Here is a 20,683-nt window from a genome sequence, read left to right as displayed (position 1 = left end):
AGGACCATTTCAATGCCCAAGATCATCGATGCCAAGGTCATCGTCACCTGCCCCGGCCGCAATTTCGTTACCCTCAAGATCATCACCGACGAAGGCGTATATGGCGTGGGCGACGCGACGCTCAACGGCCGCGAACTGGCGGTGGCAAGCTATCTGGCCGACCATGTCCTTCCCTGCCTGATCGGGCGGGACGCGCACCGGATCGAGGATATCTGGCAATATCTCTACAAGGGCGCCTATTGGCGGCGCGGCCCCGTCACCATGACCGCCATCGCGGCGGTCGACATGGCGCTGTGGGACATCAAGGGCAAGATTGCGGGTCTTCCGGTCTATCAGCTTCTGGGCGGGGCCAGCCGGGAAGGCGTGATGGTCTATGGCCATGCCAATGGCGCGACCATAGAGGATACCATCAACGCCGCGCTGGAATATCAGGCGCAGGGCTACAGGGCGATCCGCCTGCAATGCGGCGTGCCGGGCATGGCATCGACCTATGGCGTGTCGAAGGACAAATATTTCTACGAACCCGCCGACGCCGATCTGCCGACCGAAAATGTCTGGAACACGTCCAGATATCTTCGCGTCGTGCCTGAACTCTTCAACGCAGCCCGCGAAGCGCTGGGCTGGGACGTGCACCTGCTGCACGACATCCACCATCGCCTGACACCCATAGAGGCGGGGCGTCTGGGCAGGGATCTGGAGCAATATCGTCCCTTTTGGCTGGAGGATGCGACGCCGGCGGAAAATCAGGAGGCTTTCCGGCTGATCCGCCAGCATACGACGGCGCCGCTTGCCGTGGGCGAAATCTTCAATTCGATCTGGGATGCCAAGGATCTGATCCAGAACCAGCTTATCGACTATATCCGCGCCACGGTGGTGCATGCGGGCGGCATCACGCATCTGCGCCGGATCGCCGCGCTGGCCGATCTCTATCAGGTCCGCACCGGCTGCCACGGCGCGACCGACCTGTCGCCGGTCTGCATGGCCGCCGCGCTGCACTTCGACCTCAGCGTGCCCAATTTCGGCATTCAGGAATATATGCGGCACACGCCGGAAACCGATGCTGTCTTCCCCCATGGCTACACGTTCGAAAGCGGCATGATGCATCCGGGCGAGGCACCGGGCCTGGGCGTCGACATCGACGAGGATATGGCCGCGAAGTACGAATATAAGCGCGCCTTCCTGCCGGTGAACCGGCTGGAAGACGGCACCATGTATAATTGGTGAATCTCATGATGCAGGCGCTCCCGAAACCTTCAGGAAAAGTCCGCTGGGTGGTCTGCAGCCTGCTCTTCGCGGCTGTGGTGCTCAGCTATGTCGACCGGCTGGTCCTGCCGACATTGAAGCCCGATCTTCAGGCCCGCTATGGCTGGAGCGAGAGCGGTTATGCCGACCTCGCCATCTGGTTCCAGGCGGGCTACGGCGTTTCCTATGTCTTCTTCGGACGGCTGATCGACCGGATCGGGGCGCGGGCAGGCTATGCGCTGGCGGTTGGGCTTTGGACCGTCGGCCATGTCATGCACATCTTCTTCACCTCGACGGCGGGCATGCTGCTTGCGCGCATTCCGCTCGCCATCGGGGAGGCGGGAACCTTCCCCGCCGCCATCGCCGCGACCAATGAATGGTTCCCCAGGAAGGAGCGCGCCTTCGCCATCGGCATCTTCAATGCCGGGTCCAATGTCGGCGCGATCCTGACGCCGCTGATCGTGCCGGTCATCGCCGTCACCATGGGCTGGCGCTGGGCCTTCATCCTGACCGGCCTGCTGACCGTGGTCTGGCTGGCGGCATGGCTCGTCTTCTATCGCCGCCCGCGGGAGAAGAAGGCCCTCTCGCCGGAAGAACTCGCCTGGATCGAGGCAGACCCCCAGGAACCGCAGCGCCCGGTCAAGTGGCGCATCCTGTTCCGCCACCGCCAGACCTGGGCCTATATCGCCGCCCGCTTCCTGATCGATCCGGTGTGGTGGACCTTCCTCTTCTGGCTGCCGGACTTCTTCAACAAGCAATATGGCGTCAGGATGCTGGACTTCGGCCCGCCGCTGATCGCCGTCTATCTGCTGGCGGATGTCGGATCGGTCACGGGCGGCTGGTTGTCCTCTCGCCTGATCGGCCGGGGCATGAGCATCAACCGCGCCCGCAAGACGGCGATGTTCTGCGCCGCGCTCTGCGCCCTTCCCATCGCCTTCGCCGCGCAGGCGCCGGGCCTGTGGGTGGCGGTCGGCCTGATCGGCCTCGCCTGCGCCGGGCATCAGGGTTTTTCCGCCAATGTCTATGCCCTGCCCGGCGACCTCTTTCCGCGCTGGATGGCGGGATCGGTCGTCGGCCTCGGCGGCCTGTCGGGCGCCATCGGCGGCATGCTGATGGCGAAGTTCGCCGGCATGATCCTGGAAAGCGTCGGCAGCTTCCAGCCGATTTTCATCGTCGCGGCCTGCGCCTATCTGGTCGCGCTGCTGGTCGTCCACCTCATCGTGCCGCGCTACGCGCCAGTCACCCTATCGGAATCCCGTTCATGAAGCCGCTGAAGCTCCACCCCGACCGCCTTTTCCCTGCCGATCCGCGTACCCGCGACATTGCCCGCGCACTGCACGCCACGGTCAGGGATCTGCCCATCGTCAGCCCGCATGGCCATACCGATCCGCGCTGGTTCGCCTATGACGATCCCTTCGCCAACCCGTCCGAACTGCTGATCGTCCCGGATCATTATGTGTTCCGCATGCTGATGAGCCAGGGCGTGAAGCTGGAGGAGCTGGGCGTGCCGACCCGGGACGGCAGTCCCACCGAAACCGATCCGCGAACCATCTGGCACAGGTTCGCCGCCCATTATCACCTGTTCCGGGGCACCCCGTCCCGCATGTGGCTCGACTGGGTCTTCGCCGAAGTTTTCGGCATCGATGTCCGGCTGTCCCCGGACACAGCAGATCATTATTACGACATCATCGACGCGGCGCTGAAAACGCCCGACTTCCGTCCCCGCGCCCTCTTCGAGCGCTTCGATATAGAGGTCATCGCCACTACGGAAGGACCGCTGGACCCGCTCGATCACCATCGCGCGATCCGGGCGTCGGGCTGGGGGGGCAGGGTCGTCACCGCCTATCGGCCGGACCCGGTGATGGACCCGTCCGTGCGCGGCTTTGCCGACAATGTCCGTGCGTTCTGCGCCATGGCAGGGGAGGAGGCGGGGAGCTTCGCGGGCTATCTGCGCGCCCATGAAAAACGCCGCGCCGACTTTCGCGAGGCCGGCGCCACCTCAACCGACCATGGCCATCCCACGGCCTTCACCGCGCATCTGGGCAGGGCGGAGATCGAGGCGCTTTATGCCAGCGTCATGTCCGGTCCCGTCAGCGCCAGCGATGCCGAACTGTTCCGCGGCCACATGCTGGTGGAAATGGCGCGCATGTCGATCGAGGACGGCATGGTGATGCAGTTGCATCCCGGCGTGCACCGCAGCCATAATGCAGCCGTCCTGACACGTTTCGGCAGGGACAAGGGCGGTGACATCCCGGCAGCCGGCGAGTTCGTCCAGGCGCTCAAGCCCCTGCTTGACCTCTATGGCAATGATCCCCGGCTGACGCTGATCCTCTTCACGCTGGATGAGGATGTCTACTCCCGCGAACTCGCGCCGCTGGCGGGCCATTACCCTGCCTTGAGGCTCGGTCCGCCCTGGTGGTTCCATGACAGTCCGGAAGGGATGCGCCGCTTCCGCGAGCGCGCGACAGAGACGGCGGGCTTCTACAACACGGTCGGTTTCAACGACGACACCCGTGCCTTCCTGTCGATCCCGGCGCGGCACGACATGGCGCGCCGGATGGACTGTGCCTGGCTGGCGCGGCTGGTGGCCGAACACCGGCTGGAGGAGGATGAGGCGTTCGAACTGGCGCGTGCCTTGTCCTACGATCTGGTGAAGCAGGCCTACAGGCTGTGAGGCGGCTGTCCTCCGCGACGCTCGATGCGCTGCCCGATGATGTGATCCGGCCTGCCTATGATCGCGCTGCGGTCAGGGCCGGCGTCGTTCATCTGGGCATCGGCGCCTTTCACCGCGCGCATCAGGCGGCGGTGTTCGACGACGTGCTGAATGCCGGCGACCTGCGCTGGGGCATCGTCGCCGCGTCCTTGCGCTCGCCGCGGGTGCGCGACCAGATGGCGCCGCAGGACGGCCTCTACACCATGCTCGTGCGGGACGGCTCGTCCGAGCGCGCCCGGATCATCGGCGCAGTCCAGCGGGTCATCGTCGCGCCGGAGGAGCCTCTGGCGCTGCTGGATGCCCTCGCATCGCCTCACACGCATATCGTGACGCTGACCATTACGGAGAAGGGCTACAAGCTGGACCCCGCTACCGGCGAGTTGATCGAGCATGATCCGCAACTGGCGGCGGATCTGGCCTCGCTCACCCGGCCGCAGACGGCACCGGGCTATCTGGTGGCGGCTCTGGCGAAGCGGAAGGCGTTGGGCCTGCCGCCCTTCACGGCGATCTCCTGCGACAACCTGCCGCATAACGGCCGAAGGCTGCGCAACGCCGTACTGGCGCTCGCGCACCGTCACGATGCCCCGCTGGCGGAGTGGATTGCGGAAGAAGGGGCCTTTCCAGAAACGATGGTCGACCGGATCGTGCCCGCCACCACGGCGGAGGATGTGGCCGCCCTCGCGGCACGTCTTGATGTGGCCGACCACGCTATGGTCAAGACCGAACCCTTCACCCAATGGGTGATCGAGGATCGATTTTGCGGCCCGCGTCCGGAATTCGGAGCGGGGGTGCAACTCACGGCGGCCGTCGCCCCCTGGGAAGAGGCGAAGCTGCGCCTGCTGAATGGCGCGCATAGCGGCATTGCCTATCTGGGCGGCCTGGCCGGTATCGAGCATGTGCATGAGGTGCTGGCGCTGCCCGCGGCGCGTGCCTTCGTCGAGGCCCTGTGGGACGAGGCGCAGACGACGCTGTCGCCGCCGCCCGAACTGAACATCGCCCTCTATCGCCGCGAGCTGATGGCCCGTTTCGACAATCCGACGCTGCGCCATCGCACGCGGCAGATCGCCATGGACGGATCGCAGAAGCTGCCCCAGCGCCTGCTCGCCCCGATCGCTGCGAGGCTGGCAACCGGGAAGGGGATAAAGGCGCTTTCGCTTGCCGTGGCGGCCTGGCTGCGTTGGCAGGCGGGACAGGATGATCTCGGCAATGCGCATGACGTCGACGATCCGCTTGCAGGCATGATCGCCGCCCGCCTGAAGGGTGCGGGCACAACGGAGGAGCGGGTCGCCGCGATCCTGCGCGTCGACGCTGTCGTTCCGCCCGCATTGGCGGAGAATGGGGCCTTCCGCATGGCGCTGACGCGCTGGCTCGCCATGCTCGAAACGCAGGGCGCGCTGGCCACGCTGGCGAGCTTTCAGGGAGAGATATGATGCAATGGGCGAAGATCGGCGCTTCTGCCGCCGCGCTTGCGATCGCCGCCGCGGCGCAGGCCGAACCGCCCCGGCTGGTCCGGCAGGGCAGCGCCACGCAGATCAGCGTGCAGGGCAAGCCGATGCTGCTGATCGCAGGCGAGCTGGGCAACAGCAGCGCGTCTAGCGCAGCCTATATGGCGCCGCACTGGAAGCGGCTGAAGGCCATGCACCTCAACACCGTGCTGGCGCCAGTCTCCTGGGAACTGATCGAGCCGGAGGAGGGCAGATTCGACTTTTCCTCGGTGGATGCACTGATCCGCGATGCGCGGGCCAATGATCTGAAGCTGGTCATCCTCTGGTTCGGCGCCTGGAAGAACAGCATGTCGACCTATGTGCCCGCCTGGGTGAAGCGCGACCAGGGCCGCTTTCCGCGCGCGCGGCTGCCCAATGGGCAGGGCGTCGAAATCCTCTCCGCCATGGCTCCTGCGACGCTGGAGGCCGATCAGAGAGCCTTCGCCGCGCTGATGGCGCATATCAAGGCGGTGGATGACAGGCAGAACACGGTCCTCATGACCCAGGTGGAAAATGAGATCGGCATGCTGCCCGTTGCCCGCGACTATGGCGCATTGGCCGATGCGGCGTTCAAGGCGCCGGTGCCCGCCGAACTCACCACCTATTTGCAGCAGCATCGGGACGCTCTGGTCCCGCAGATGAAGCGCCTGTGGGAGGAACAGGGGAGCAGGACCAGCGGCACCTGGTCTGAAGTGTTTGGCCCAGGCCATGCGGCGGAGGAAATCTTCACCGCCTGGCACTATGCCCGCTTTGCCGATGCGCTGGCCCGTGCGGGCAAGGCCGTTTATCCGATGCCCCTCTATGTCAATGTGGCGCTCAACCGCCCTGGCCGCCTGCCCGGCGAATATCCGAGCGGCGGACCGCTGCCGCATCTGATCGACATCTGGAAGGCGGGGGCACCCGCGATAGATTTCCTGGCCCCGGACATTTATTTCCCGAACTTCGTCGACATCGTGAACATCTACAAGCGGCCCGACAATCCGCTGTTCGTCCCCGAAGCCAATAATGCCGACCATCCCCAGGTGCCGGGCAACGCCTTTTACGCCATAGGCAAGCTGGACGCGATCGGCTTTGGCCCCTTCTCCATCGAGTCGATCGACGAGAAGCCGGGCGCCTTGGGCGAAGCCTACGACCTGCTGGAACAGCTCAGCCCCCATATCCTGGCCGCGCAGGGCGTGGGTCGCATGTCGGCTTTTCGCCCGAAATCGCTCTATGACGAAACGCTGGTTCAGGAGCCGGTTACGGAGACGATCGGCAATTACCGCTTCACCGTGGCCTTTGCCGATATCCAGAAGCCTGTCGCCACCCCTGATACCGGTAACGCAGCCGGCATCATCATCCAGACAGGGCCGGAAGACTATCTGATCGCCGGGCAGGGCATCACCGTCACCTTCGCTCCGGTGGGAGCAGGCCCGAGTCTCGCCGGGATCGACAGCGCCTGGGAAGGGCATTTTGATGCCCACGGCACCTGGATCGCAGGACGGTTGCTGAACGGCGACCAGACCTATCAGGGGCGTCATATCCAGCTTCCCACCGGCGATTTCCAGATCCAGAAGGTCCGCTTGTACCGTTACCAATAATCATGGCTCCGGTCTTGACAAAATAAACTCAGGGTTTATCAAAGCCGAACTGATAGCGCTACCAGATATGCTCACCGGATAGGCGGGAGCCGCGCTCAGGAGGGGATTTTCAAATGGTTGATTCTCATATTCGCTCTTTTCGCCTGGCGCTCTGCGCGGCCTCGGCCTTTGGCGCGCTGACGCTGGCTCAGGCCGCGATCGCCCAGGACAGCGCGGCCCAGCCCGCTCCTCAGCCCGTCGCCCAGCAGGATGAAGCAGCCGACATCGTCGTGACCGGTATCCGCGGCAGCCTGCAAAGCGCTACCAACGCCAAGAAGAACGCAGTCGCCTTCGGCGACTCCATCTTTGCGGAAGATATCGGCAAGCTGCCCGCGACCAACCTCGCCGAAACGCTGAACCGCATGCCCGGCGTGCGCCTGGCCCGCGACATCAGCGGCGAAGGGACGCAGGTCGCGATCCGCGGCCTCGGGGCCAGCTTCACCCGTGTTCTCCTGAACGGCTCCCAGCTTCAGGTCGCCTCTGACGGCGGCACGAATGGCGGCAGCGCCAACCGGGAGGTCGATCTCGACTTCTTCCCCTCCGAACTCTTCACCCGCCTGGATCTTGCCAAGACGCCGTCGCCCTCGACGCTGGAAGGCGGCATCGCGGGCACCGTCAACCTGCGCAACGCCCGTCCCTTCGACAAGCCGGGCACCCATGTCACCGTGGTGGCGCAGGGCCAATATACCGACAGCAATGAGAAGCTGAGCCCGCGCGGCGCGATCGTCGCCAGCCACACGACGGATAGTTTCGGCATCCTGGTGGGCGTGGCCGGCGTCAAGACGAAGACGCGCGTGGACGGCTTTGATACGGTCGGCTGGACTGACGGCAATCTGGGAATGGTCAATGGCGTGGCCGATCCCGGCGGCAACAATTTCTTCTGGGCCTCGACGGTTCCCGCCAATGCAGGCCATGGCCTCATTCCCGGTCAGCCGGTCGATGTCGTCGCGACTTCGGGCCTGACCCGCAGCCAACTCAGCACGGCATTGCTTCCCCGACTGGGCCGCAACACCCTGACCGATGGCGACCGTTCGCGCATTTCCGCCCTGGCCTCGCTCGAATGGCGGCCCAGCGACACGCTGCACTTTGCCCTCGACGGCATCTGGGCCAAGTCGAAGCGCGACTATTCGCGTATCAACATGAACTGGCAGGTCCGCAATTCCGGTCCCGGCACCGGCGCGCAGGCGACCGGCGGCATGATTCCCATCGACCTCACCGTCGACGACAACGGGGTCGTGACTTCGGGTACCTTCGCCAACTCTTCCTTCTTTCTGGAGGCGAGCCAGTTCAAGCAGACGACGAAGTTCTGGAACATCAATCCCAGCCTGAGTTGGCAGCCGACCGAAACGCTGAAAGTCGACCTCAGCGCCAATTATTCCAAGAGCCGTTTCTTCCGCGAACAGCCGACCTTTGCGTTCCAGACGCCGCCCAATTCGGGCGTGGACGTCTATTATGACAACAGCAACGGCTATTATCCGTCGATCACGACCAATATCGACTTGAACGATCCCAATCTGGGTTGGCAATGGTATCGCCAGAATGTTGCGCTGGTCCGCCGCAAGACGGAGACCAAGGGCGCGCATCTGGATGTCACCCTGGGCGACGCGATGTTCAACGTGAAGGTCGGTGCCGCCTATGACCGGGCGACCCGCTCCATCCGCGCCTATGATAACAGCCAGGCCTATCAGCTCTCGGTCTGCGGAACGGGCTGCACCGGTGCCACCGGATCGATCCCGACCGGCGCCATTCCGCAATATCTGATGCCGATGACGGTCAGCAATTTCGGGCATCTGGCGGGTCGCAACATCGGCTACAACGCCTTCATCATGCCCGATTTCGGCGCGATCAAGGACGCCACCGACTATTACAGCTATCGCGACAGCGCGCCGGAAACGCGCGGCGCGGTGACGGGCGGCGCGACGGGCGACATGGATGAGAAGGTGTGGGGCGCCTATTTCGAACTGAACGGCGTCACTACCATTGCGGACCGCGACCTGCACATCAATGCCGGCATGCGCTACGCCGCCACCAACCAGCTGGTGGTCGGACCCAGCCAGGTGGGTGCGGCGATCGTCGACATAACCTCGCGGTCGAAATATGATAATTTCCTTCCCTCCATCAACCTGACCTACGACATTGCCGACAATGTGAAGCTGCGCGCCTCCGCCTCGCGGACCATGACGCGGCCGGATGCGAGCCAGATCCTGCCGGGCGTGACCTTCACCGATCCTACGGCACTGGTAGCCAATGCAGGCAACCCGGATCTCAAGCCCTATACTTCCGACAATTATGACATGGGTGGTGAGTTCTATACGGGCGGCATTGGCTATGTCGGCCTTTCGCTGTTCATGAAGAACGTTCAGGGTTTCACTGTCATCGATCCGCGGGATGTCACCTTCGCCTCGCTCAATATCCCTTATGACAGCCTCCTCGCGACCCAGCAGCAGGCATTGACCAACCGTGCGGCATCGACCGGCGTGCCGATCAATGACCTGACCGTTTCCGTGGACCGGCCGATCAACCTCAGCGACCTCAAGATCAAGGGCATTGAGGCGACCTGGGTGCAGCCGCTCGACTCCCTGGTGAAGGGGCTCGGCTTCTCGGCCAATGGAACCTATCTCAAGCAGTCTTCGAAGCTGATGCCGGGGCAGGCGACGAAGCTGGTCGCGACGGGTGTTTCCAAATGGTCCTATAATCTCCAGGGATTCTATGAAAATAACGGCCTCTCGATCAGCCTGAACTATGTCTGGAACGACAAGTCGATCGCAGTCAACGCGCCGCAGAACGGCATTACTGGCGCGGCCCTGCGCAATGATGCCCGTGGCCAGCTCGATCTGTCGGCAGGCTATCAACTGCCGTTCCTCAACAAGGCGATGCGCCTGACGCTCGACGTGCTCAACATCACGAACGAGCCCATCCGCACAACATTTGAATATGATAATGCCCCTTATTCGATCTATTATCCGGGACGAACCATATTGGCGGGCATCCGCGCGAACTTCTGATCCTCCCCCAAGGACCCTGGGCCGGTTGCAAGACCGGCCCATTTTTCTATCGTCAAGGACAAGTCCATGCGATTGACCTTTGCTCCCGTCCTGCTCCCCCTGGTGGCGTTCGTCGCGATGCCGGCCTGGGGGGCGCCGTGCCGGGGGCAATGGACCGTGGCCTGGGCATCCGCCCAGATGGCGCCGAACGGGGACAATGCGCTGGCGCCGGGGACATTGACGGACAGCAGCCTGCGGCAGGTCGTCCGTCCATCCATTGCGGGGAACCGGCTTCGGGTGCGCCTTTCCAACCAGACGGGTACCGCGCCTCTGCACTTGAAGGGCGCCAGCATCGCGCGGGCGCTGCGCGCGGGATCAGCGGCGATCGACGCGAAGACCGTCATCCCGCTCCGCTTCGACGGGCGCAGCGAAGTGACGATCCCGGCCGGGGCCGATTATCTATCCGATCCGATAGGCTTGCCGGTCCGCGCCTTTGACGATCTGGCGATCACCATCGCCTTTGCCGAGGAACCGTCGGGCCAGACCTCTCATCCCGGATCGCGGGCGACATCCTGGCTGCTCAGGGGCGACCATCTGGGCGATCCCGCCATGGCGGGCGCGCAGGCCGTCGACCATTGGTTTTCGCTCGCCGCGCTGGAGGTGGAGCGCTGCAAGGCGGCGCAGTTGATCGTCGCGCTCGGCGATTCCATCACCGACGGCCGGGGCTCGACCACGAACGGCAATGATCGCTGGACCGACCGTCTCGCCCAGCGGTTGCAGGCCGATCCGGCGACGCGCCATCTGGTGATCGTCAATCAGGGCATCGGCGGCAACCGCCTGCTGAACGACGGTCTTGGGCCCAATGCGCTTGCCCGGCTGGACCGAGATGTGCTGGCGCAGCCGGGCGTGCGTTATCTGATCCTGCTTGAAGGCATTAACGACATCGGCACGCTCACCCGCGAAACGCCGGTCAGCGACGTGGAGCATGCCCGCCTGGTATCGCGCATCATCGGCGCCTACCGGCAGATCGTGATGCGCGCCCGGGCGAAGGGCATCAAGGTGATCGGCGGCACCATTCTGCCCTTCGGGGGCAATGATTATTATCATCCCGACGCCCGGAACGAAGCCGACCGGCAGGCCGTGAACCGCTGGATCCGCGAGCCGGGGAATTTTGACGATGTGGTCGACTTCGATCGGGCGATGCGCGATCCGGCCCGTCCTGACCGCCTGCTCCCGCGCTATGATGTGGGCGACGCGCTGCATCCCTCGCCGGAGGGCTATCGCGCCATGGCCGAGGCGATACCGCTCGATCTCTTCAACTAGCCGCCGGCGCGTTCATCCCCTCTGTTTCGAGGTGCGCATGCAGCCTGCACTCGCCCCTCATCCTTTCGGGCAGGGCGGATTGCCAACCGCGATCCTGCCATTATGAATCGACAGCGACGATATTGTCGGACTTGATGAAGCGGGGCGCCAAGGAATGCCATGGACGACATGACCAGCATCCCGACCGATCCCTTTGCAGCGCTCGGCCTGCGCAATCATCCGCTGCGCGCATCCCTTTCGCGGGAAATGCATGTTCGCGGCCTGTCCCGCTTCGATGCGCCTGCCCTCGCGCTTCAGTTCGTGCTGCTGGTGGACGAAGCGCAGGCCGAAAAGGGCATTGCCCTGCTGTCCGAACGTTTTCCTGCCCTCAAGCCCGGCGATCGCTTCCTCGCCGGCCGGGTCGGTGACCTCCATTTCTCCTGGGAGCGTCATACCGAATTCATGACCTACAGTTTTCTCGCGCCGGTCGAAGGCGCGAGCTTGTTCGACCTCGCGCCATTTGCCGATGTGCCCGCCTGGATGGCCGACATGCCGGGCCGGGTGATCCGGTCGACACAGATCGCGATGGTCATGAATGAACCGCCGCCGGCCGCCATCGCCGCGCATTTTGCCACTGAAGACCTTATCATCTCCGATGTGGCGGACGGTCATGCCCGCATCTGGAGCGACTTTCGCCTGCATGGCGATGGTTTCGGCCGACTGCTCATCCATGACAGGGGACTGGTGGGCGACGAAAGTTCGCAACTGGTCCAGCGGCTTCAGGAACTGGGCAATTACCGCAAGATCGCCCTCCTGGGCCTGCCCGAGGCGCAGCAGGCGACGCCTCTGCTGAACGGGCTTGAACAGCGGCTGACGGCGATCACGAGCCGCGTGGCGCAAAAGGATGCCGACGCTGATCAGGTGCTGGAGCTGCTTTCCGCCCTGAGCGCCGAACTGGCCGAGATCGTGGCGCGCACCCGCTACCGCATGAGCGCGACACAGGCCTATGCGGAAATCTGCCGCGACCGCATCCGCCGCCTCGCGGTCGCGCCCGTGCGCGGTTACCGATCGCTCGACGATTTCACGGAGCGACGGTTGCTGCCGGCCATGCGGACCTGCGATGCCTTCAACCGTCGGCTGGAGGATCTGGCGCAGCGCGCCGCCTGGACCAGCGCCCTGCTGCGCACCCGGGTCGACACCGCTCTCGCGCGGCGGAATCGCGATCTGCTGGCATCCATGGATCGCCGGACGGCGCTGCAATTACGGCTCCAGCATACGGTTGAAGGGCTGTCGGTGGTGGCGATCAGCTATTATGCACTGGGCCTTTGGCATCATCTGAAGGAAGCGCTGGAGCATCAGGGATTGCATCTGCCCGGCTGGATCGACGTCGCGCTTTTCCCGCTGACGATCATCGGCGTTTTCATAGGGGTCGGCCAGATCAGGAAGGTGAAGCGGCCGTCCGGTGACGGGCATTAGGGCGGGTTTCGAAACGCGAAAATGCGTGCCGGTTCGGCAAACTCCGCTAAAACGCTGATCGAGTTTGTTCGCCGGCGGGACGATGGAAATGATAAATTGCGAATTGCTTGATCTTCGCGCGCTGGTCGCGGTGGCGGAGGGGCGAAGCTTCCATCGCGCGGCGCAGCAACTCAACCTGTCGCAACCCGCGCTCAGCCGGCGGATACAGAAGCTGGAAAGCGCCGTGGGATCGGTGCTGATCGAACGCACGACGCGAACGGTGCGGCTGACCCCGTCGGGGCGTGAGGTGCTTCCGCTGATCCGACGCATGTTGGACGAATTCGACGGCTCGCTCATCGGGCTCATGGCCCAGGGGGAGCGGCAGGCGGGTCGCATCACCCTGGCCAGCGTGCCCAGCGCCACGGTGCGGTTCATGCCTGAGGTGCTGCAGAAATTCGGGGAGGATTATCGCAACACCCGCGTCCGAATCCTGGACCTGTCGGCCACCGAATGCGCTGAGGCAGTCAGAACGGGGGAGGCGGAATTCGGCCTGTCGCTGCCGGTTTCGACGGACGCCGACCTCTCCTTCTCGCCATTGCACGATGATCCCTACGGGCTTGTCTGCCACCGGGACGATCCGCTTGCCATGCTGCCGAATGTCGGCTGGGGCGATCTGGTGGGCAAGCGGCTGATCACGGTCCACAGGGCGAGCGGTAATCGCACCACGCTGGAGGCTGGGCTGGCGGCCCAGGGCATCCAGCTCAGCTGGTTTTACGAGGTGACCCGCCTTACGTCCGCGCTCGCCCTGGTGGACGCAGGCCTTGGCCCCTCCGTTCTTCCAAGGCTTGCCTGCGCAGGCCCTGAAGCGCGCGATCTGGTGTGGCGTCCTCTTGGCGAGCCGGTGATCGTCCGCACGATCGGACTGCTGAAGCGCCCTGCGGCCCCCATCTCACCCGCGGCCGAGCGGCTCGTCACCCTTTTGTCGGAGGCATGGGCTTCGGCCTGACCTCTCCGATCGTTGCGCCGTCCCAGCGCGCCAGAAGCAATGTGGCGCTGATGTTGGCAAGGCCGCTGGTGGTCGCCCTGATGGCGGACAGCACGCGATCGACGGCGATCAGCATGGCGGTAGCCCCCACCGGAATGTCCGGCAGCAGCGACAATGTCAGCAACAGGGCCGAGAAGCCGCTGCCCGTGACCCCCGCGGCTGTCTTCGACGTCACCAGCATGACGAGCAGGTAGAGGGCGAGCCTGTCGGGGGGCAGTGGAATGGCGAGAGCCTCTGCAAGAAACAGGGTGGCGACGGTCAGGTAGACGGCGGTGCCGGCAAGGTTGAGCGTATAGCCCAGCGGCACGGTCAGACCGACGACAGCAGGACTTGCGCCCAGTCGCTCGAGTTTGGTGATGAGGCGGGGGAGGACGACCTCGCTCGACGATGTGCCGACGACGATCAGCAACTCGTCGCGGAAATGACGGATCAGCTTCCATATCGGCATGCCGGTCGCGAGCCGAACCGCCATGAGGAGGCAAGAGGCCAGCATCAGGCACGCGATGGCGAGGGTCGCGATCAACATGCCGAGCGAACCGATGAAACCGATGCCATAGGCGCCAACGGTATAGGCAATCGCGCCAAAGGCGCCGACGGGAGCGAGGCGCACCAGAAAGCCGAATATCGTGAACTGCAATTGCGTGAGCGCCCGCAGGCCCCGGACGATCGGCTCGCCCGAAGCGCCGATCCGGACCAGTCCGAATCCCACCAGTCCGGCAATGAAGAGGACCGGCAGCACGTCGCCGGCCGTGAAGGCGGAAAAGAAGGTGTCCGGTATCATGCGCAGCAGGAATTCGCCGGGACCGTTGATTGGTGGGCCCGCCAATTGCCGATGCATATCTTGGTTCATGGCGACGGAATGCAGGTTCAGGCCAGCTCCGGGCTGCATCAGGCCGGCGACGACGGTTCCGGAAAGAAGCGCCAGGATGGTGATCGCCAGAAAGACGATCAGCGCGCGGACAATGGTTGAACCGGTGCGCAGCGCGCCGCCATGCAAAACGATGCCGTCGACGATCGTGCAGAACAGGATGGGCGGAACCATCATGCGCATCGTCTTGATGAAGGCTATGCCTAATGGGCCGAGGGCCACGCCCGCATTGGGCCAGACATATCCCAGGATGGTCCCCGCAACCACCCCCAGGATCATCTGAACATATAGCTGTCGCAACAAGCCCCGCCTCCAATTTATGCGTAAAATGCATCACATGGACCATTCATTGCATTTGATAAAAATATTCGGACCCGCTTCTATCGTCAACTGAATGCAGGCGCCGGCAGGATCTTCTTCCTGCCAGCGGACAGAATGGATTTGAAGGAGAGGTGCAATGCAAATGGCATGGAGCGATCCGTCGTGACCGCGATGCTGTCGGCCCTGCGCCGCAATGTGTCGCGCGCATCCATGGCGACCTTTGCGGCATTGCTGCTTTCCGCCTGCCAGACCTCCGCCGACATGGCCGCCCGGCCCGCCGAAATCCACGTGCTGACATCGGGCGGTTTCAGCGCGGCCTTTGACAGGCTCGCCGCGCAATATCGCACCGAAACCGGCACCCGGATCGTGACGGAACATGGGCCATCCATGGGCGAAACCAGCAACGCGATTCCCGCGCGCCTTGCCCGCCATGAACCGGCCGACGTCGTCATACTCGCGCGTTCCGCACTGGATAAGCTGGTCGCCGCAGGTCAGGTCAGCCGCGGCACGGAGATCGATCTGGGGCTCTCCAAGATCGCCGTGGCGGTCAAGGACGGCGCGCCCATTCCCGACATCTCGACCGCGGATGCCGTCCGGACGGCCTTGCTCAACGCGAAGTCGGTCGCATGGTCCGACAGCGCCAGCGGTGTCTACATCCAGACGACCATGCTGGACAGGCTGGGCGTCGCTGATCAGGTTCGTCCCAAAGGGCGGATGATCCCCGCTACTCCGGTCGGCGAGATCGTGGCGAGGGGGGAGGCCGAGATCGGTTTCCAGCAACTCTCCGAACTCAAGCCGGTCAAGGGCATCCGCATCGTCGGGCTGCTGCCGGACTCGCTCCAGAAGGTGACACCCTTTTCCGGCGGCATCGTCGCCTATTCGCCCCAGCCCGAAACGGCGCGGGCCCTGCTCGACTATCTCTCCTCGCCCAAGGCCTACAGCATCATTCGTGAAAGCGGCCTTGAACCGGCATCGCAAAAGGTGACCCCATGACCGCCCAGACCCACACGGCCTCAGCCGATTTCACTGAAGCGGCAACCGACAGGAAGAAGTCGGCCTTCAAATCCATCTTCATCGTGGCCAGCGGCAACTTCCTGGAGATGTTCGACTTCATGGTGTTCGGCTATTACGCCACCTACATCTCGAAGGCGTTCTTTCCCACCGGCAGCGAGTTCGCCTCGCTGCTGCTGACATTGATGACTTTCGGCGCCGGATTCCTCATGCGGCCGGTCGGCGCGCTGGTTCTGGGCGCCTATGTCGACCATCATGGCCGCCGCAAGGGGCTGCTGCTCGTGCTGGGGCTGATGGCGCTCGGTACGCTCGCCATCGCGATCACCCCGACCTATGAGCAGATCGGCCTTGCGGCGCCGCTCATCATCCTGGTCGGCCGGCTGGTCCAGGGACTTTCCGCCGGCGTCGAGGTCGGCGGCGTGTCGGTCTACCTGAACGAGATCGCACCGCCGCATCGCAAGGGCTTCTTCACATCCTGGCAGTCGGCCAGCCAGCAGGCGGCGGTGGTGTTCGCCGCGCTGATCGGCCTCATCGTCTCGACGAGCCTGCCGCCTGAAACCATGCAGGCCTGGGGCTGGCGCGTGCCCTTCATCATCGGCTGCGTGATGATCCCCTTCCTCTTCATCATCCGCCGCCATGTCGAAGAGACCGAGGCGTTCCTGAACCGCAAGGAGCATCCGCAGATCGGCCAGATCGTGCGCATCATCGGCGCGAACTGGGGCATCGTGCTGCAAGGCGCGCTGATGGCGGTCATGACCACCGTGTTTTTCTACATGATCACCGCCTACACCCCGACCTTCGGCAGCAAGGTGCTGAACCTGGACGCGGGCGACAGCCTGCTCGTGACTGCCTGCGTCGGCCTCACCAACTTCATTCTGCTGCCCGTCATGGGTGCGCTGTCGGACAAGGTCGGCCGCCGCCCGTTGCTGATCACCGCGACGTTGCTGGGTGCGGCGCTTGCCTATCCGCTGATGAGCTGGCTGGTGGCTGATCCGACCTTCGGCAAGCTGCTGGCGGTGGAACTGCTGCTGGCCGCGATCTACGCCACCTATAACGGCGCCTTCATCGTCTATCTGACCGAAGTCATTCCGGGCCATGTCCGCACTGTCGGCTTCAGCCTGGCCTACAGCACGGCGACCGCGATCTTCGGCGGCTTCACCCCCGCGATCAGCACCGCCCTCATCGGCGCGACCGGGGACAAGGCGATCCCCGGCGCCTGGTGCGCCGCCGCTGCGCTTCTTTCCCTGCTCGCCCTGCTGATCGGCAGTCGCGCCAATCGCAAGGCCATCGAACAGGACTGAGACTTTCCTCGCTTCAACCTGACAATATAAGATCTGGGAGACTATTGATGCACAAGCAACTGAAGGGCCTTTTCGCGCAAGGGGCGGCGTTGATGCCGCTGGCGATCGCACTGACCGTGATGACGCCTTCGGGCGCGGCGGCGCAGGACGCGACAGCCGCGCCTGCTGCTGATCCGGCCGTGACGCAGGATGTGGCGCCGCAGGATGTGGCGGCCCAGGATGTGGCTGCCGATCCGGCTGCCGCTTCCGTCGACGACGCATCGATCGTCGTCACCGGCAGCCGCGTCGCCAACGGCTTCAAGACGCCGACGCCAGTCACCATGGCGAGTTCCGAGCAACTGCGCGTGGCCGCGCCGACCAACCTTGCCGACGGCCTCAACCAGTTGCCCGCCTTCAACGGCAGCACCAAGACGTCCAGTCCGTCAACCACCAACAGCCGTGGCGGCAGCAGCGGCCAGAATCTGCTCAACCTGCGCGGGCTGGGCGCGCAGCGGACGCTTATCCTGCTCGACGGCCGGCGCCTGCCCGCCACCAACAGCGGCGGTTCGGTCGACATCAACATCATTCCGCAGGGCCTTGTCAGCCGCGTCGATGTCGTGACCGGCGGCGCTTCGGCGGCCTATGGTTCCGACGCGGTGGCGGGCGTCGTGAACTTCGTGCTCGACACGAAATTGCGGGGCTTCAAGGCGGAGGCGCTGACGGGCATTTCCACCCATGGCGATCTGCCCTCGTTCGGCGGTTCCTTTGCCTTCGGCACCGCGGGCGCGGACGATCGGCTCCGTTTTGTCGCGGGTATCGATTATTTCTACCAGAAGGGGCTGCGCGCCGACCAAAGGACGCATCGCGACTGGTTCGACGACAATGCCGGGCAGATCGTCAACCCGGTGGCCGGCGCTCGCCCGCTCAACCTCATCATCCCCTCGATCCGCAGCTCGATCGGCACCTATGGTGGCCTGATCAGCGCCGGTCCGCTGCGCGGCACGCAATTCCTCGCCAACGGCGTTTCGGCGCCTTTCGATTATGGCACGATCACCGGCACGGCTTTCCAGAGCGGTGGCGACGGCGCGAGGGCGAATATCGGCCTTCAACCGACGCAGGAGCGCTATAACGGCTTTGCCCGCGCCGAATTTGACCTGTCGTCCGCCACGACGCTGTTCGTCGAGGGACTCTACGCCCGCAGCCATACCAATCAGGGCGCTTTCGTCAGCCAGAATGTCGGTTCCAACGCGGCCTACACCATCTATCGCGACAACGCCTATCTGCCGGCGGACATCCTGGCCCGCATGGTGGCGGCCAATGTCCAGTCCTTCCAGCTCGGCCGGTTCGAGGGCGAATTGCCGCTGGTCGAGAATGAATCGACGATCGATGTCTATCACGGGTCGATCGGCGTGCGCGGTGAGCTTGACGGCACATGGAAATGGGACGCATCCTATAATTTTGGCCAGTCGGACCAGGAACTGCGGTCGAACAACCTCACCATCGCGCGCAATCTCTATGCTTCGGCCGATGCCGTGCGGAACCAGGCCGGACAGATTGTCTGCCGTTCGACGCTCGCCGGCCTCGATCCGGGCTGCACCCCGCGCAATCTGTTCGGACCGCAGGCCCCCAATCAGGCGATCACCGACTATGTGACCCGTGACAATGTCCTGAACCTGCGACTGCGCCAGCAGGTCGCCGCGATCAACGTCCGGGGTGATCTGGGCGACAATCTGCAAATTGCCGGACCGATCTCGGTCGCGGCCGGCGTCGAATATCGCAAGGAGACGGCGAAGCAGACGACTGATGCCCTGTCCCCCACGCGCATCGATTTCACCGGCATTCGCGGTGGCCCGGCCGCGCTTCAGGGGCGTCAAGGGCCCTATCGTTTCTTCAATCCGCTGCCTTTTTCCGGCGAATATGACATTCGCGAAGGCTATCTGGAAATTGCCGTGCCCGTGCTCAAGGACAGCCCGATCGCCCAGTCGCTGGACCTCAATGGAGCGGTCCGCTACGCCGACTACAGCACGTCGGGCGGGGCGACGACGTGGAAACTGGGCGGCAGCTGGCAGTTGAACGACGCGCTCCGCTTCCGCGGCACCTGGTCGCAGGATATTCGCGCGCCCAACCTGCTCGAACTGTTCAACCCCGCGACGCAGTTGAACGGCAATGTGGTCTACAATGGCGTGACGACGCCGCAGGTCAATTTCGCCACCGGCAACCCCAATCTCAAACCTGAACGGGCGAGGACCATCACCTTCGGCGGCGTCTATCAGCCGAGCTGGCTCCCCGGCTTCCAGGCGTCGGTCGACTATTACAAGATCAAGCTCAAGGACGCGATCACCACGCTGGCGGAACAGCGGGTGGTCGACGAATGCGCGGCGGGCAACCAGGCCCAGTGCGCGAACATCACGGTGCTGCCTTCGGGATCGCTCAGCATCCTGCGCCCCAACCTCAACCTGGCGGAGCAGACCGTCGCCGGCATCGACTTCGAAATCGGCTACAAGACCGATTTTGCCGGCGGCAATCTCAACGTGCGTCTGATCGGCAATCATGCGACGGAAAATAATTCGCAGACTCCCGGGTCTCCGGTGCGCGAGGCGCTGGGCGAGACGATCACGCCGAAATGGAGCGGCGTGCTTCAGGCGAACTGGTCGAACGAAGCCTTCTCGCTGTTCGTGCAGGAGCGTTTCATCAGCGCAGCAAAGCTGGATGCCACGCGGATAGAGGGCATCGACATCAACGACAACAGCACGCCCGCGGTGTTCTACACCAATGTCACGGCGACCTATAATCTCCACATGGGCGGCGGCAAGCAGCAGGTCTATCTGTCCGTGGCCAATCTGTTCGACCGCGATCCGCCGCTGTCGCCTCCGCCGGTGACGACGTTCACCACGGCCGCCAGCAGCGCTTATGATCCGATAGGTCGCTATATCACGGCGGGTGTCCGCATATCCTTCTGATCCTTTGGGGAGCGCGTCCGGCCCGTCGCGCTCCCCGCCAATCCGGGGAATGGAAAATGACCATCGACCGTCTTGCGACCATGCGACCCGTATCCAGGCATGTGGTCGATCATATGCTCTCTGGCATGCTGGGTCAGACGAGCGATGTGCTGATGATGCAATATGGGATCAGCTACAATACCTGGCGAAAGATCCGCGCGGGCGACCCGATACGCAAATCTGTCGCGGAGCGGCTGGAGCAGCGTATTCTGGGCAAGAGCGGTACCTAGAGCATCGTGCGGAAAAGTGGGAACCGGTTTTCCGCGCAAAGGATGCGACAACAAAGAACCCACAGCATCGTGCGGAACAGCGGGAAACGGTTTTCCGCCTGGAACATATCTTTCGGCCGCAACATGGCCT

General features: G+C 64.0%; 14 protein-coding genes. 13 read left to right on the top strand and 1 reads right to left on the bottom strand.

What is annotated here, in order from left to right; translation table 11 throughout:
- The first annotated feature begins 12 nt into the window (after positions 1-12).
- The 9 genes from manD (at position 13) to MRBLSP13_RS01770 (ending at position 13,805) form a co-directional block, all read left to right on the top strand.
- The gene (manD, locus tag MRBLSP13_RS01810; RefSeq protein ID WP_363752297.1) at positions 13-1,224 is read left to right on the top strand and encodes a D-mannonate dehydratase ManD; all 1,212 of its coding nucleotides are present in this window, start codon (positions 13-15) and stop codon (positions 1,222-1,224) included.
- Between the two features lie 8 nt (positions 1,225-1,232).
- Positions 1,233-2,507, top strand: coding sequence for an MFS transporter (locus MRBLSP13_RS01805; RefSeq protein ID WP_363752592.1), 1,275 nt, complete (start codon positions 1,233-1,235; stop codon positions 2,505-2,507).
- Positions 2,504-3,916, top strand: coding sequence for a glucuronate isomerase (gene uxaC, locus MRBLSP13_RS01800; protein ID WP_363752295.1), 1,413 nt, complete (start codon positions 2,504-2,506; stop codon positions 3,914-3,916). The genes MRBLSP13_RS01805 and uxaC overlap by 4 nt, the downstream gene beginning before the upstream one ends.
- Positions 3,913-5,385 carry a mannitol dehydrogenase family protein gene (locus MRBLSP13_RS01795; protein WP_363752293.1) on the top strand — a complete coding sequence of 491 codons (1,473 nt, stop codon included), beginning with the start codon at positions 3,913-3,915 and terminating at the stop codon, positions 5,383-5,385. Before uxaC ends, MRBLSP13_RS01795 begins: the two co-directional genes overlap by 4 nt.
- Positions 5,382-7,019: a DUF5597 domain-containing protein gene (locus MRBLSP13_RS01790; RefSeq protein ID WP_363752290.1), complete on the top strand. Its 1,638-nt coding sequence runs from the start codon at positions 5,382-5,384 to the stop codon at positions 7,017-7,019. Before MRBLSP13_RS01795 ends, MRBLSP13_RS01790 begins: the two co-directional genes overlap by 4 nt.
- A 113-nt stretch (positions 7,020-7,132) precedes the next feature.
- Positions 7,133-10,063 (top strand): TonB-dependent receptor, encoded by a 2,931-nt coding sequence (locus tag MRBLSP13_RS01785; protein WP_363752288.1) that lies wholly within the window; start codon positions 7,133-7,135, stop codon positions 10,061-10,063.
- A 66-nt stretch (positions 10,064-10,129) separates the two neighbouring features.
- Positions 10,130-11,365: an SGNH/GDSL hydrolase family protein gene (locus tag MRBLSP13_RS01780; protein ID WP_363752285.1), complete on the top strand. Its 1,236-nt coding sequence runs from the start codon at positions 10,130-10,132 to the stop codon at positions 11,363-11,365.
- A gap of 159 nt (positions 11,366-11,524) precedes the next feature.
- The gene (locus MRBLSP13_RS01775) at positions 11,525-12,820 is read left to right on the top strand and encodes a DUF3422 domain-containing protein (protein ID WP_363752282.1); all 1,296 of its coding nucleotides are present in this window, start codon (positions 11,525-11,527) and stop codon (positions 12,818-12,820) included.
- 103 nt (positions 12,821-12,923) lie between these two features.
- Positions 12,924-13,805, top strand: coding sequence for a LysR family transcriptional regulator (locus tag MRBLSP13_RS01770; RefSeq protein WP_363752279.1), 882 nt, complete (start codon positions 12,924-12,926; stop codon positions 13,803-13,805).
- Here the strand turns inward: MRBLSP13_RS01770 and MRBLSP13_RS01765 are convergent.
- Positions 13,771-15,015, bottom strand: coding sequence for a cation:dicarboxylate symporter family transporter (locus tag MRBLSP13_RS01765; RefSeq protein WP_363752277.1), 1,245 nt, complete (start codon positions 15,013-15,015; stop codon positions 13,771-13,773). The genes MRBLSP13_RS01770 and MRBLSP13_RS01765 overlap by 35 nt on opposite strands.
- 165 nt (positions 15,016-15,180) lie before the next feature.
- On the opposite strand from MRBLSP13_RS01765, the gene MRBLSP13_RS01760 reads away from it, so the two are divergent.
- The 4 genes from MRBLSP13_RS01760 to MRBLSP13_RS01745 are packed head-to-tail and all read left to right on the top strand — an operon-like array spanning position 15,181 to position 20,553.
- Complete coding sequence (locus tag MRBLSP13_RS01760; RefSeq protein ID WP_363752274.1) at positions 15,181-16,026, top strand: substrate-binding domain-containing protein; 846 nt, start codon at positions 15,181-15,183, stop codon at positions 16,024-16,026.
- The gene (locus MRBLSP13_RS01755) at positions 16,023-17,345 is read left to right on the top strand and encodes an MFS transporter (protein WP_363736331.1); all 1,323 of its coding nucleotides are present in this window, start codon (positions 16,023-16,025) and stop codon (positions 17,343-17,345) included. The genes MRBLSP13_RS01760 and MRBLSP13_RS01755 overlap by 4 nt, the downstream gene beginning before the upstream one ends.
- Before the next feature lie 47 nt (positions 17,346-17,392).
- Positions 17,393-20,284 carry a TonB-dependent receptor plug domain-containing protein gene (locus MRBLSP13_RS01750; protein WP_363736329.1) on the top strand — a complete coding sequence of 964 codons (2,892 nt, stop codon included), beginning with the start codon at positions 17,393-17,395 and terminating at the stop codon, positions 20,282-20,284.
- A 56-nt stretch (positions 20,285-20,340) separates the two neighbouring features.
- Entirely contained in the window at positions 20,341-20,553 is a 213-nt protein-coding gene (locus MRBLSP13_RS01745) for a hypothetical protein (RefSeq protein ID WP_133651359.1), read from the top strand.
- Positions 20,554-20,683: the final 130 nt, after the last annotated feature.

Source organism: Sphingobium sp. LSP13-1-1.1, from assembly GCF_040676415.1.
Lineage (GTDB): Bacteria > Pseudomonadota > Alphaproteobacteria > Sphingomonadales > Sphingomonadaceae > Sphingobium.
The sequence above is the reverse complement of the archived record's forward strand: the minus strand, read 5'-3'. Positions and strand labels throughout refer to the sequence as shown.

Excerpts from the sequence above, each read along its gene's own strand:
- manD (WP_363752297.1), top strand. The coding sequence starts at position 13 with ATGCCCAAGATCATCGATGCCAAGGTCATCGTCACCTGCCCCGGCCGC.
- MRBLSP13_RS01805 (WP_363752592.1), top strand. The coding sequence starts at position 1,233 with ATGCAGGCGCTCCCGAAACCTTCAGGAAAAGTCCGCTGGGTGGTCTGC.
- uxaC (WP_363752295.1), top strand. The coding sequence starts at position 2,504 with ATGAAGCCGCTGAAGCTCCACCCCGACCGCCTTTTCCCTGCCGATCCG.
- MRBLSP13_RS01790 (WP_363752290.1), top strand. The coding sequence starts at position 5,382 with ATGATGCAATGGGCGAAGATCGGCGCTTCTGCCGCCGCGCTTGCGATC.
- MRBLSP13_RS01785 (WP_363752288.1), top strand. The coding sequence starts at position 7,133 with ATGGTTGATTCTCATATTCGCTCTTTTCGCCTGGCGCTCTGCGCGGCC.
- MRBLSP13_RS01780 (WP_363752285.1), top strand. The coding sequence starts at position 10,130 with ATGCGATTGACCTTTGCTCCCGTCCTGCTCCCCCTGGTGGCGTTCGTC.
- MRBLSP13_RS01775 (WP_363752282.1), top strand. The coding sequence starts at position 11,525 with ATGGACGACATGACCAGCATCCCGACCGATCCCTTTGCAGCGCTCGGC.
- MRBLSP13_RS01760 (WP_363752274.1), top strand. The coding sequence starts at position 15,181 with ATGGAGCGATCCGTCGTGACCGCGATGCTGTCGGCCCTGCGCCGCAAT.
- MRBLSP13_RS01755 (WP_363736331.1), top strand. The coding sequence starts at position 16,023 with ATGACCGCCCAGACCCACACGGCCTCAGCCGATTTCACTGAAGCGGCA.
- MRBLSP13_RS01750 (WP_363736329.1), top strand. The coding sequence starts at position 17,393 with ATGCACAAGCAACTGAAGGGCCTTTTCGCGCAAGGGGCGGCGTTGATG.
- MRBLSP13_RS01745 (WP_133651359.1), top strand. The coding sequence starts at position 20,341 with ATGACCATCGACCGTCTTGCGACCATGCGACCCGTATCCAGGCATGTG.